This is a genomic window from bacterium (assembly GCA_029210545.1).
GTDB lineage: Bacteria > BMS3Abin14 > BMS3Abin14 > BMS3Abin14 > BMS3Abin14 > JARGFV01.
The window spans coordinates 1-13,314 of record JARGFV010000072.1; the positions used below are offsets into that span (position 1 = coordinate 1).

Here is a 13,314-nt window from a genome sequence, read left to right on the forward strand (position 1 = left end):
TAGTGCCATTCCCATTTATCTTTAATTGCCACACAGTTAGCTGACATCTCATTTGCATCATGAATAATGCGGGCTAGTTCCCTTCCCCTTCCAGTTTCTCCAGGGCTACGTCGATCTCCCCCATCAGCTCTTCCGCCGATTCGTGGGAGAGGTTGCCCTGGATCATCATCTCGTAGAGGGTGCTCTTCTGCAGGGTGAGGCTGGCCTGGCGGGTACGGTTTTCCCAGGAAAGCTGGACAGCGGGGTCGGTCTCAAGCTCCTCCATCCGGAACCGGGCGACCCTCAGATCTTCCTCCAGTTCCCCCGCCACCTTGTCGTGGATCGCTCTGGACACCCGTCCGGAGGCAAGCTTCTGCCGCAGTTCGTCAAGAGCCTTGCTGAGCGCCACTAACCGGGCCACGGTACGTTCGTACTGTTCTTCCTCTTCGAGCCTGCCGCCTAACCCCAGCATGTGAACCAGTGGAGACATGGTCAGCCCCTGGATGGTCAGGGAGAGGAAAACCACCCCGAAGACGAGGTTGACGATGAACCCCCTCTCCGGGATATCGGGGAGTCCCAGTGCCAGGGCCACGGGGATCGACCCGTGGATCCCCCCCCAGTTGATGACGTGGAACCACCGGACAGGGATCCTCTCTCCGGACATGTTGAGCAGGAGCAGGGACGGATAGCACGCCGCCGCCCTGGCGAGGGTGACGATGACAAACGCCGCCAGGATGGTGGGCCAGATGGCCCACAGCTCGGGCAGGTGGATCTGGGTGCCGATCAAGAGGAAGATCAGGGAGTTGATGACGAAGGCCGCGATCTCCCAGAAGTTCTTGATGGCGAGGCGGGTCGTGGGGCTCATGGCCAGGCGCGCGCCCTGGTTGCCCACCAGGACTCCGGCGGCAACCACGGCCATGACCCCGGAGACGTGGAAGGTGTGCTCCGCCACCAGGAAGGCCCCGAAGGCCAGAAGTACCGTGATCAGCACTTCCAGGACGTGGTCGTCCAGGCGTTTTAAAAAGAGGAACGCCAGGTAACCGAGGACGAGGCCGACGATGAGCCCCCCGATAACGACCTTGAAAAAAAGGAGGGTCGAGGCCCCGATGTTGAGGGTGCCTGAAGTTACGATGCCCAACAGGACGCTGTAAAGGACGATGCCGGTTCCATCGTTGAATACCGACTCGCCCTCGACGATCATGGACAGGCGCCTGGATACTCCCAGCTTTTTGAAAAGAGCCAGAACCGAAATGGGGTCGGTGGGGGTGATCATCACTCCCACCAGGAGGGCCACGGTCATGGGCAGGCCCGTGACTTTCAGTATGGCGTACCCGGCCAGGAAACCCGAGGCGATGAGTCCCGGGAAGGCCAGGGTGCCGATGGCCTTCATGTTTCGGCGCAGGTCGGTCAGTTCGAAATGGATAGCTCCCTCGAAGAGAAGGGGGGGCAGGAAAATAAAGAGGATGAGTTCCTCGGTGAGATGGTAAGGCTGGACCCCGGTAAGGCTCACGAAAAGGCCGCCCATGACCAGCGCGATGGTGTAGGGCAGCCTGATATACTTGACCACAACAGCGATACCCGCCGCGATGGTCAGCAGGGTCAGGAACTGGATCTCGGAGCTTATAAGGGTAGGGTCCATTGGAAACCAAGGTTAAAGGTTCAAGGTTCAAGGTTCAAGGGTAAACATGGAAATATAGGAACAGGGAACAGGGAAGGAGGGAGACGGAAGAAGAGCAAAAACTTTCCGTACGCTCCCGGGCTTTGCCTGTTATTTCATATTCTTCCTTCCTCCTTCCACCTTCTCGTTAAGCGTGCGGTAGAATCGATCCGTATCGATAATGGCGCGCTCGATATGGCCTTCGGCCACCTTTTCCACCTCGTCGTGGACTACCGCCTTGAACAGGTACCGGACCCCTTTTACCTCTTTCAAGGTTACCGTGGTCGTTACCGACATGCCGGGGGGGGTAGGTTTCAGATGCCTGACCGATATCCAGGTGCCCACCGATATCTCCGTTTCCTTCATGACAGGAGCCAGGGCATCGGTGGCTGCATTTTCGAACAAAAGGGCTATCATGGGAGTAGCAAGAACGTCCACTCCCGTATTACCCATGGTGCTCGCCAAGTGACTTTCGTCCACTGTGATCGTATATATCCCTGTTGTTCCGGCCTCAAGACGTTTCATTTAACCTCCTTTCCTGCTGTGAAAGTAACCACAGGTGACCATTTGAGTCAAGTATTATGGCAGGTCGTGTGAAAAATCACTTGCACATGTGCAGGTTTATACGGTATTTTGTATACAATCTTACGGCCCCCATGGATGGCGGCCTGTTCACTGCGCACGGTTCAGCGTACATTGTCCGGAAGCCGTGCTCCTTCCAGGAATAAAGGCCTGTCCCAGTGCGGGTCTGGCTGTCATGAAACAAGGGGACCATTCGCATCGATCTCAAACCGGTAAGCGAAGCAGTCAAAGTCAGGAGAGGAGTCTAGTTATGGGTAAATTGCACGAGAAGTTCGGTGGTGACCTTCCCGCCCTTCGCGATGACATCCGGGAGCTCGTAAAGAGCTATGGAGATGTCGTCCTGTCCGAAGCCACTGTTGCTCAGGCCTACGGCGGCATGAGGGGTATCAAGAGCATGATCTGCGACACCTCGGAGGTCAGCCCTGACAAGGGCCTCATCATCCGGGGCATTCCACTTCTGGAGATCACGGACAAGCTCCCCGAAGAGATCTTCTGGCTGCTCGTCACAGGTGAACTGCCCAACGGGGCGGAGCTCAAGGACCTGCAGGCCGACCTTACCGCAAGATCAGGTGTGCCAGGCTACGTCTGGGACGTGCTCAGGGCCATGCCCAAGGACTCCCACCCCATGGCGATGATCTGTGTCGGCATCCTGGCGATGCAGAACCTTTCCCAGTACGCCAAGGCCTACGCCGCCGGCGTCAAGAAAACGGAGTACTGGGAGTCCACCATGGAAGACGTCCTGGACCTCATCGCCAAGCTCCCCGAGCTGGCGGCGGGTATCTACCGGATCCGCTTCCACGACGGCAAACTGATCCCCCACGACAAGAGCCTCGACTGGGGCGGCAACATGGCCAAGATGCTGGGCCTGCCTGATCCTGACGGCAACCTGGCCGACCTCATGCGCCTGTACCTGACCCTGCACTCGGACCACGAGAGCGGCAACGTCAGCGCCCACGCGTGTCACACCATCGGTTCGGCTCTGTCTGATTTCTACTATTCCCTGGCCGGCGGCCTCGCTGGCCTGGCCGGACCGCTTCACGGCCTGGCCAACCAGGAGTGCCTGGCCTTCGTCCTCGAGATGATCGACAAGTACGGCGGGGCCCCCACGGACGAGCAGCTCACCGAGTACTGCTGGGCCACCCTCAACGGCGGCAAGGTCATCCCCGGCTACGGCCACGCCGTTCTCAGGGTCACCGACCCCCGCTACGTCGCCCAGGTGAACTGGGGCAAGGAGAGGATCCCGGAGGACCCGGTTTTCAAGACCGTGGCAAAGATGTTCGACCTGGTGCCCGGCATCCTCAAGGAGCAGGGCAAGGCCAAGAACCCCTGGCCCAACGTGGACGCCGCCTCCGGCTCCCTGGTCTACCACTTCGGCATCAAGGAGTTCCCCTTCTACACCGTCTTGTTCAGCGTTTCCCGCGCCCTCGGCGTCGGGGCCCAGCTGATCTACAACCGGGCTCTCGGGGCTCCCATCGAGAGGCCCAAGTCGGTCACGACCAATTTTGTCAAGGGTTTCGTCAAGAAGTAGGGCAAGCAGTTCAGCGATCCTCAAATGCCCGGGCGGGAAACCGCCCGGGCATTTTTTTGCGAAAAGTTATCTAACCGCAGCGCGGCCGGCTGGAAGGCCGCTCCGCAAAGTTTAAAAGCAAAGGGGAAAATGTTTTGTGAAATGCTCCGGACATTTCACCTGGTTTGCTTTACCCTGCGTACCCTGCGGTGGATCAGCCTGTCGCCTTTCTGGACTTGTGGGCAAAGTTAGTCTAAGTCTGTAATCAGTGATCAGCCACCATGGCCTTTTCTTCGGAGATCTGAATTGACCCGGAAAAATAAAAGCGAATCCAAAACCGTTTCAGCCCTCGGCCTTCTCTCCGGCGGTCTGGACAGCATGCTGGCCGCGGAACTTCTAAGGCGGCAGGGTGTCCAGGTCACAGCCGTCATCTTCACCACCCCGTTTTTCGGCAGCGCCCGGGGAGAAGCGGCAGCCAGGCGCCTTGGTATCCCCTGCCGGGTGGAGGACATCACCGTCGATCACCTCGTCATGGTCAAGGCGCCAAAGTACGGCTACGGGAAGAACATGAACCCCTGTATCGATTGTCACGCCATGATGTTTGCCAGGGCCGGCGACCTGATGAAGCAGCTCGATGCTGATTTTCTTTTCTCGGGTGAAGTCCTGGGCCAAAGGCCGATGTCCCAGAATATCAGAGCCCTCGGGCTGGTGGAAAAAACCTCCGGTTACGAAGGTCTTCTCCTGCGCCCCCTGTCGGCGAAACTGCTTCCCGGGACCGAGCCGGAGAATATGGGGCTCGTGGACAGGGAGGCGCTCCTTGACATCCAGGGTCGGTCGCGCAAGAGACAGATGGAGCTGGCCGGCCAATGGGGAATACAGGAGTACCCGAACCCGGGAGGCGGGTGCCTGCTCACAGATCCGGGTTTTTCGGTCCGGCTCAGGGACCTTTTCGATCACATGCCGGATGCGGGCGCCACGGACGTTGAAAGACTGAAATATGGAAGACATTTCAGGCTGCCCGGGGGCACCAGGGTAGTGGTGGGGCGGCACCGGGAGGACAACGAAGCTCTCGAACTCCTGGCGGGCCCGGGAGACATCCTGCTCAAGCACGACGGCGTTCCCGGTCCCCTGACACTCCTCGATCCGAAGGCCCCGTCAGAGGAAATAGAGATGGCCGCCTCCATCGCGGCCAGGTACGGAAAAGATCCGAACAAGAATCAGCCCGTATCTGTCAGGGTCCTGTTCCCGGATGGCGATGAGAACGTCCTGGAAGTCCGGCCCATGGGCCTGGTCGAACTTGAGGCATACCGTGTCGGATGAGCCGGTCCGGATACCGGTGGACGGGGTCCTGGACCTGCACACTTTTCAGCCGAAGGAAGTGGCCGACCTGGTGGAAGAGTATCTTGCGGTCTGCCGCAGCGAGGGGATACTCCAGGTCCGGATCATCCACGGAAAGGGAAAGGGCGTCCAGCGCCGGATCGTCAGGTCCCTCCTCGAAAAGCTGGACTATGTAGCCGATTACCGGAATGCGGAGGAAACGGCAGGCGGATGGGGAGCGACAACGGTCGTTCTCAAGGCAAAAAGTCCATCAGGTATTGAAAGAACATGGAGCAAATGAAAGGCGGAAGTCCGGATTTCGTGTTCTTGTTGGTCAAGTCAAATTCAGTTATTATGGTTGCGTACCATATGTGGCGTTTCTATTGATATTGTCCATTTTGTCAGAGGTCCCTGCATGAAACGGGTAGCGTTCCTGTGTTTGTTATCCCTCATCCTGACGGCATCCGCAGTCCCGGAGGCTTACGGTGAATTAATGCGGGGGGGCGCCACTTTAAGTTCTGTTTCCTCGGTAGTGAAGATAAGCAGGGAAGGCAACGGACTCGACTCTCTCACGGAGGGAGAGGTGCTGTATGTTTTCACGGAAACAGGTGATCCTGTATCCCAGATCGTCGTAAGGGACATCTTCTCAGACGAGATCCACAGTGAACCGCTTCCCGATGCGGTGGGGAGGCAGATCCGGGAAAGCGGGGCTATCCTTATTTTCAGCAACCTCAGGGAATACGGGGATTTTATCAAGGCCTACCTGGACGGATCCAAGGAGGCCTTCGGGAATTTCATCACCAGCCATCCTGACAGCGAACTGCGCGAAGAAGCACAGCGTGTTTTTGATGGCATCGTTTACCGGCCATACAAACTCCAGGGGACACCCCAGGCGCTGAACGAATTTATCGAGAAGAACCCGGAAAATTACTACGTCAGGAATGCTTTGAGAAGAAGGGATGATCTTTTTTACCAGCCGGTCAAGAGTATGGACCGGATCAGCTGTTACCGATGGTTCGTCTCAAACTACCCTGACAACATTAATGTTGACGGGGCCATGGAACGCATCAGTGAACTACTCTCCATCTATGAAAATACCACCCTCGAGGAGGTGGCCAGATATCCTCGAAGTCATAAGGAGAAGAAGATCAAATTTTCCTGTTACCTGCAAAGCGCGCTGCCGGTGTACGTTGAGGGCCCTGGCGTCGGTAGAAAAACAGCACAGTTCAGCAGCCCCAGGAACGTTGGCGAGTACCTCAATTTCCAGGTTGAAGTGAAAGGCATCGTTTTATGGAGGCTTTTTGTCAACAGGGAGGATGAGACGGTTGTAAAAACGATCCTGGAGGCACGAAAGGGCGAGAAAATCCACGTGTATGGTGTCGTGTTCGATGCCACCGGTGGCGCTCCATGGATCGACGTGGATGATGTCGAAAAAAACTGATCCACCGGGAGGTGAGCCGTGACCTGGTATCTTTACATCGTTGCGCTGATGTTTATCGTTACAGGCAGTTTTCTCATCCTCGACACCGACAAGGCCCGGGAGCTGAGCCAGTCCTGGCTGGAAAGCGGCAACTACCGTCTCTGGGGTGTCGCCGCCGCCGTGTTCGGGATCCTGCTGGCAGTGGCCAGCTTCTGGAGCGGGGTGGTCTGGTTCCTTTTCCTCCTTGGACTGCTTGTCGGCGGGATGGGCATCTTCATCTTCGTGGGCGAGGAGGCAAAGGTCGCTCCCCTCATCAGGACCTGGACCTCCATTTCGGACCGGGGGCTCAGGCTGTGGGGCCTCATCCTCGTGGTGACCGGAACGGCGATCCTGTCGTGGGTGTAAATATGGGCCAAAGAGGCCCGCGCGAAGTACAAAGAGCGAAGCTCGAAGGACAAGCCTTCACTTCGCACATCGCGCTTTGCTCTTCGCGCTGCCTGTTGAAAACATGCCGAAGCAGCGATTTGTGAGTAACAAGTGCCAGACGGGCTGAACGAAGCGACAGAAAGGCACCTATGAAATACATCACAATCTTCCCGGAGTACCCCATCAGCATCCACCAGATGGAAGAGCTCAAAAGATACCGTAAGAAGATCATCAACGCCCAGATCGATACGGCCTCCCTCATCAGGGTCCTCAACGGGCCTTCCAGGATCTTGCGCACGGTGGACGGCCACCACGTGAACAAATCGTTCATCGTTGGAGCGAGGGACTACGTGGATCCCACAGCGAGAAAGTCCCAGCTTGCCGATTATGAGCGCAGGAACCAGATCAACCTTTACGTTTCCATGGAGCTTTCCACGGTGGAGGAGGTCGCCGGGATCATCTCGGTGCGAAAGATAACCGATAACGTGGAGCTTTGCCTCGAGCGGGCCATGGCTCCTACCGAGACGGGCGAGTTCATCGGGATGCTCACCGATTGGAGCACGACCAACAAGCTGGATTCCTTTATCGATCCCGGCATCATGAACGTTTTCGACAACGCCAACCTCAGCCACTCATTCCTGGCCGTGAACCGGAACCTTATCAAGAGCTTTGTCCTGGTAAGGGAGATGGGGGAGGAGAATGTAGAACGGGTGATCCAGGCAAAAGCTTGAGTTTTTTCAAGCGATCCAAAAACCAAGATCCAAAATCCAAGATCCAAAAACCAAAATCCAAGACAGGAACTTCAATCCCATGAACGGATAAAGTAGAAGCCCTGGTTTGGAGCTTGGACCTTGGATCTTGTTCCTTTTCCCGGCGACCGCCGGATAAAATCACACCCCTCACGTACCCCCGTAACCGATGGTCACCTTTCCTCCGTCGATGATGACGGGGACCCGGCGGCTGCCGCCGGCGGCCTTGAGCATCTCTTCCAGGAGAGATGAGTCCTGGACAACGTCCCGGTAATCGACTTCCCGCCCCTCATTCCCATAGGCCTCACGGGCCTTGACGGTGTAGGGTCAGCTCAGTTTTCCGTAGATAATGACTTTGGACATGGATTTCCTCCCGGAAAGTTTACGGTTTACAGTATGCGGTGAACGATAAATCGCTTTTACTTCGCCCCCTGATTATAGAGAAAACAGTGTGCAAATTCAAATTTGATTGAAGTGGGCTATAGGAAAGCGGCTTGCCAAGGGACCTTTTACATTCATGGCGCTCTTTGATGCATGTGCTTCACTGTGAACAGTAAACCGAAAACTGTAAACTCTCCCCCCTAAAATCTGGCACATCGAAACCGTTTCTGCTAACTTATGTGGCCTTTTAATCAACAGCAATGACATTGGAGGTTTCCATGCACCTGACAGTGATCCCGGAACGGTGTTCCGGGTGCAAGGTCTGCGAACTGGCCTGCAGCGTCGGCCGGGCCGGGGCCAACAACCCGAAGAAGAGCAGGATCCGGGTCATGGTCCTGTATCCGCATCCTGTCATCCGCATGCCCATCGTCTGCAAACAGTGCGGTGTGCCGAAGTGCGGAGAGGGCTGCCCCACCAACGCCATCTACCGTGAAAACGGCGTGGTCCAGATCGACGAGGAGAAATGCATCTCCTGCTACCAGTGCATCGCCAGCTGTCCCTTCGGGGCCATGTTCCTGCACGAGGAAGTGGAACAGCCGTTAAAGTGCGACCTGTGCGACGGGCAGCCCATGTGTGTGCAGGCGTGCCCCAAGGAGGCTCTCAAGTTCCATCCAAAACATATCCTGGGACAGGCTCACCGCCTTTCCGCGGCACGCAACTACGCGAAGATGAGCAAAGTGGAATACATGGACGGCGGGGAGAAAAAGACCCTCCGGTACGCCAGGATCAAGAAAGGCGGCCAGGATGAAACTTAAAGGCGGCTACTTTTTCAGGATTCTCGAGGTGGACCTGACTTCAGGTACAAGTACGGTGCGGCCTTTTGACGAGGAGTTCGCCCTCAAGTTCATCGGCGGCAGAGGGTTCGGCGCCAGGATACTGGCTGACCACCTCAAGAAGCACGGGAAGGTCGATCCCCTCGGCCCGGAGAATATCCTTGTCATCGCTCCAGGTCCCCTCACGGGAGTCTATCTGCCCTCCTCGGGGAAGAACTCCTTCATCACCCTTTCCCCCGCCACGGGGATCTACGGTGACTCCAGCATCGGGGGCGTTTTCGGGGTTGAGCTGCGGCAGGCGGGGTTCGATGCCGTCGTCCTGAAGGGCCGCGCCCCGGTGCTCTCCTTCCTTTCCATCGAGGACGACAAGATCAAGGTCGTCCCCATGCCGAGGGCGGCGGGCGCCACCAACCTTGAAGCGGAGAAGATGGTCCGTGAGGCGACCGGTGACGAGGACATGAAGATCGCTTCCATCGGCCCGGCCGGGGAGAACGCCGTTGTCTATTCGTGTGTCAACACCGACTGGAGCCGCAACGCCGGACGGATCGGGATCGGCGCCGTCATGGGTTCCAAGAACCTGAAAGCCATTGCGGTGCGGGGCTCGAGGGACCTGCCGGTGGCCAACCTCCCGGCCCTCATGGAGGCGTCCAGGGAAGGGTATGCGCTACTGAAAAACCACGAGTATTTCCGCTTCTGGCAGGAGCAGGGTCTCATGTCGGTGGTGGATTATGCCAACAAGATGGGGATCCTGCCCACCCGCAATTTCCAGGAAACCATCTACGACAGGGCCGACCGCATGAACGGGTACGTCATGGAGGACCGTTACAAGATCGGCGATTCGGCATGCTTCGGCTGTTCCATGACGTGCGGAAACGTCTGCCTCGTCAAGGAGGGCAAGTACCGGGGCACCGTGACGGAAGGCCCCGAATACGAGTCGGCCGCCATGCTGGGCAGCAACCTGGGAACATCCAACTTCGCCTTTATTCTCAAGGCCAACGCCCTGTGTGACGAACTGGGCGTGGACACCATCTCCACCGGGTCCATTATCGCTGCGGTCATTGAGGGTCTCGAGCGGGGTTTCCTTACAGAGGGCGACCTGGACGGGAAGGCCATCGGGTGGGGTGACGAGGACCCGATCCTGGAACTGATCGAAAAGATATCCAGGCGGGAGGGGGTCGGCGACACCCTGGCCGGCGGGGCGAGGTCCATTATCTCGAGGTGGCCCGATATGGCCCGCGTGGTCAACCATGTCAAGGGGCTCGAGCAATCGGCCTACGATGCCCGGGCCGCGATTTCCATGGCCCTTGGCTTCGGGACCTCGGACATCGGTGCCCATCACACCAGGGCCTGGACCGTGGCCACGGAACTGGAGAACGGTACCGGCTGGGGCCTGGAGGAAAAAGCCGATTTCGTCATCTACCACCAGACGGTCAGGCCCCTGTTCGACATGCTGGGTGTCTGCAGGCTTCCCTGGATCGAGCTCGGGTTCCCGGAAGAGTATTATCAGCGCTTTTTTGCCGCGGTCACCGGTGTGGACCTTTCAATGGATGAGCTTATGGCACGTTCCAACCACATCTACGATCTCACACGGGCGATCAACGTCGCCCAGGGAGTGACCCGGAGTGACGATTATCCGCCCCGCAGGACCCTGGAAGACCCGGTGCCCGCCGGTCCCACCGCCGGCAAGTCCGTCGATCGTGAGGAGTACGAGAAGATCCTGAGTATGTACTATGAAAAGCGTGGATGGGACCAGGACGGTAAACCTTCCATGGAACTCTGACGGGAAGGTTTAACCATCCCGAGTGCAAAGTGCAGGGTGCAAAGTGCAGAGGTAAAACAAAAAAAACCGGTGCGTTTCGCTCCGGCCTTTTTCTATGCTTGTTCTGACAACTGATTACTGATTACTTCCCTTCCTCTTTCCCGAACCCCACGATGATGTACGAGCCGCTCTTCTCGTCCTGGCGAAGGCGGACTTGTCCCGCCGGAGCCTGCAACCCGGTTTACTTCCCTTCCTCTTTCCCGAACCCCACGATGATGTACGAGCCGCTCTTCTCGTCCTGGCGAAGGCGGATAAGCCCGTTCCTCTGCGCGTCCTCGAGAAGCTCGCTGAAAGTCCGGTAACCCACAGCGGACTCTGAAAAAGAGGGCTTTTTCCGCTTCATGGTCTCCTTGACCATGGAGGACCACAGGATCTCCTTGTTCTCCCGGACCAGGGCGACGATGGAATCCACCAGGAGCTGGAATGCCGATTTGCGCCCCTTCGGGATCGATTCGGCCAGCTTTGGCGGTATCCCCACCGGGTTTTCCAGTTCCTCGTAGTAGATGAACTCGTCGCAGTTGTCGGTGAGAAGGGCAGAGGCGGAATCCTGCAGGCTCATGCCGATGACCCGTTTGCCGTTCTCCTTGAGTTTGGAGACGAGGGGTGAAAAATCGGAGTCCCCAGACACGATGACGAAGGTGTCGATGTGCTCCTTGGCCCAGGAGAGGTCCAGGGCGTCCACGACCAGCCTGATGTCGGCCGAGTTCTTTCCGACCATCTGGCGTTTGGGGATCTCGATAAGTTCGAGACCCGCCTCGTGAAGGGCGTGTTTGTAGTCGGCGTAGCGGGTCCAGTCCGCGTAGGCTTTCTTGACCACGATCTTGCCCTTTTCCACCAGACGTTCGATGATCAGCTTGATCTCGAACTTGCCCGATTTTTTCCCTTTGCCCCCCTGGCCCTTGAACCCGAGAACGATGTTCTCGAAATCCACAAACACCGCCAGGGTGTGTCCGTTCTCGTCACGTGACATTGTTGTTCTCCATCATCTCTTTGTTCCAGGTGACGACCTGGTTTTTCCCGCTCTTCTTGGCCCGGTAGAGGGCCAGGTCGGCAAGCCGGATGAGGTCGTCCGGGAAACGGGAGCTGTTATTGGGAAAGCAGGCAACACCCAGGCTTGCCGTGGTCCCGGTTTCGGCGATGCCTTCTCTCAGCCTTTCAGCCAGTCGGCACGCCGGTAATATTTCGGTCCCTGGGGCAAGGACGATGAACTCCTCTCCTCCGAAGCGGGCGGCGATATCCATGTCCCGGATACGCCTCTTGATGACCTCGGCGACGGTCTTGAGCACCTGGTCACCGTACTGGTGCCCGTGTTCGTCGTTGACGCGCTTGAAATCGTCCAGGTCCACCATGATCAGGGAAAGGGGTGTCCCGTAGCGTTTGGACCGGTAGTACTCCTTTTCCAGCGTGGTCATGAACAGACGCCGGTTGAACATGCCTGTCAGGCAGTCCCGGATCGCCAGGTCCTTCATCTTTTCATGGGCGGTCTCGATCTCCCGGACGAAAGCCTGCAGCACGTCCGATTGGGTGACGACCCCGATGAGTTTCCTGCGCCTGTTGATGATGGGGAACCGCCGGAACCCCTTCTCCGTCATGAGGGTTACTGCCCGGTCCAGGGTGGTGTCGGCGTAGAGGGTCTGGACAGGTGACGACATGGCCTGACCGGCGGTGATCCCCTCAAGGCTGCCCCCGTTGGCGGCGAGATGCCGGACGATGTCCCGTTCGCTGATGATCCCGAGGGCCTTTTCCCGGTCCTGGACGATGACACAGGAGATCTTCTTTCCGGACATCCTGCGGACGACCGTCACCAAGGTCGTCCTGGGTGTGACGGTGGCGACCTTTTTGGACATGACAGTGCTGACTTTCACATGATCACCTGTCCGGCAGAGGGTTTGGACTGCTTGATTCAACGGGAAGTTTACACGGTTTTTCCCCGGTGGGCAAAGGGATGTTCGAGCCCGGGATCCGCGGCTGGTTATAGGCAGCCCGCGGCCGGGGTGTCGATGACGCCGTTTTCAGCCCGGGAAACTGACCCGGGCGCCGTCATGTGTTGTTGATCAACATCGAAACCCCGGCCGAACAGGTCCAATCAGCGGATTTCGGGCCTTGAAATTGATTCCCGATTAGCCGACAATGCAGGCAATTTCAAAAACATGTTCCGTAAGGAGCAAAGGAGGATCATATGAAACGATTGGCTGTGCTTACTCTTGCCGTTGCTCTCGTCCTCACCCTTGCCGCGGGCGCCTGGGCCTTTCCGTTCCCCATCACCGACGTGCGGGCCCTGGGCATGGGCGGCGCCTTTGTCGCTGCCGGCGAAGGGATCGGCGCGGTGCAGCACAACCCCGCTCTTCTCGGAGAGGACACGACCATGAGCGTTGTGCTCCCGAACCTCACCGTACGCATCGAGGACCATATCGGGATGATCGATCTCATCGACGATTACAACGATCCTGCTGTAACTGTCACGACCCAGATATCAATCCTCAACAAGCTTGAGGATGCCGGATCAGTGGATGTCATGGGGAACACAGGCATCGGTGCGGGCTTCGGCGCCTTCGGGCTCAGCATGGGCTTCACCTATTCGGACATGGTATTCGGGACGGTGTACGCCTCCAACATCACGGCGACTCTCCTTACCCAGGACGCC

General features: G+C 57.7%; 14 protein-coding genes. 9 read left to right on the forward strand and 5 right to left on the reverse strand.

Annotated elements, in window-relative coordinates:
- Positions 1-73 precede the first annotated feature (73 nt).
- Both P1S46_08525 and P1S46_08530 read right to left on the reverse strand, forming a co-directional pair.
- Complete coding sequence (locus P1S46_08525; protein MDF1536529.1) at positions 74-1,618, reverse strand: Na+/H+ antiporter; 1,545 nt, start codon at positions 1,616-1,618, stop codon at positions 74-76.
- 129 nt (positions 1,619-1,747) lie between these two features.
- Entirely contained in the window at positions 1,748-2,161 is a 414-nt protein-coding gene (locus P1S46_08530) for a dihydrolipoamide acyltransferase (GenBank protein ID MDF1536530.1), read from the reverse strand.
- Positions 2,162-2,468: 307 nt separating this feature from the next.
- Here P1S46_08530 and P1S46_08535 point away from each other — a divergent pair, with 307 nt between their 5' ends.
- From P1S46_08535 to P1S46_08560, 6 genes are all read left to right on the forward strand, one after another.
- The gene (locus tag P1S46_08535; protein ID MDF1536531.1) at positions 2,469-3,746 is read left to right on the forward strand and encodes a citrate (Si)-synthase; all 1,278 of its coding nucleotides are present in this window, start codon (positions 2,469-2,471) and stop codon (positions 3,744-3,746) included.
- 285 nt (positions 3,747-4,031) lie between these two features.
- On the forward strand, positions 4,032-5,045 hold the full coding sequence (locus tag P1S46_08540) for a hypothetical protein (protein MDF1536532.1): 1,014 nt from the start codon (positions 4,032-4,034) through the stop codon (positions 5,043-5,045).
- Positions 5,035-5,343 carry a Smr/MutS family protein gene (locus tag P1S46_08545; protein ID MDF1536533.1) on the forward strand — a complete coding sequence of 103 codons (309 nt, stop codon included), beginning with the start codon at positions 5,035-5,037 and terminating at the stop codon, positions 5,341-5,343. The genes P1S46_08540 and P1S46_08545 overlap by 11 nt, the downstream gene beginning before the upstream one ends.
- Before the next feature lie 114 nt (positions 5,344-5,457).
- Entirely contained in the window at positions 5,458-6,483 is a 1,026-nt protein-coding gene (locus P1S46_08550) for a hypothetical protein (protein ID MDF1536534.1), read from the forward strand.
- 18 nt (positions 6,484-6,501) lie between these two features.
- Positions 6,502-6,867, forward strand: a complete 366-nt coding sequence (locus P1S46_08555) for a hypothetical protein (protein MDF1536535.1) — start codon at positions 6,502-6,504, stop codon at positions 6,865-6,867.
- 170 nt (positions 6,868-7,037) lie between these two features.
- Positions 7,038-7,619, forward strand: coding sequence for a hypothetical protein (locus P1S46_08560; protein MDF1536536.1), 582 nt, complete (start codon positions 7,038-7,040; stop codon positions 7,617-7,619).
- 168 nt (positions 7,620-7,787) lie between these two features.
- Here the strand turns inward: P1S46_08560 and P1S46_08565 are convergent, their stop codons facing one another.
- Complete coding sequence (locus P1S46_08565) at positions 7,788-8,000, reverse strand: UXX-star (seleno)protein family 1 (protein ID MDF1536537.1); 213 nt, start codon at positions 7,998-8,000, stop codon at positions 7,788-7,790.
- A 296-nt stretch (positions 8,001-8,296) separates the two neighbouring features.
- On the opposite strand from P1S46_08565, the gene P1S46_08570 reads away from it, so the two are divergent.
- A complete protein-coding gene (locus P1S46_08570; protein ID MDF1536538.1) occupies positions 8,297-8,833 on the forward strand; it encodes a 4Fe-4S dicluster domain-containing protein in 537 nt (178 codons plus the stop codon).
- The gene (locus P1S46_08575) at positions 8,823-10,631 is read left to right on the forward strand and encodes an aldehyde ferredoxin oxidoreductase family protein (GenBank protein MDF1536539.1); all 1,809 of its coding nucleotides are present in this window, start codon (positions 8,823-8,825) and stop codon (positions 10,629-10,631) included. Before P1S46_08570 ends, P1S46_08575 begins: the two co-directional genes overlap by 11 nt.
- 220 nt (positions 10,632-10,851) lie before the next feature.
- Here the strand turns inward: P1S46_08575 and P1S46_08580 are convergent, their stop codons facing one another.
- Complete coding sequence (locus tag P1S46_08580) at positions 10,852-11,640, reverse strand: NYN domain-containing protein (GenBank protein ID MDF1536540.1); 789 nt, start codon at positions 11,638-11,640, stop codon at positions 10,852-10,854.
- A complete protein-coding gene (locus P1S46_08585) occupies positions 11,630-12,535 on the reverse strand; it encodes a GGDEF domain-containing protein (GenBank protein MDF1536541.1) in 906 nt (301 codons plus the stop codon). Before P1S46_08585 ends, P1S46_08580 begins: the two co-directional genes overlap by 11 nt.
- A 314-nt stretch (positions 12,536-12,849) precedes the next feature.
- Here P1S46_08585 and P1S46_08590 point away from each other — a divergent pair.
- On the forward strand, positions 12,850-13,314 hold a 465-nt coding region (locus P1S46_08590), incomplete at its 3' end, for a hypothetical protein (protein MDF1536542.1).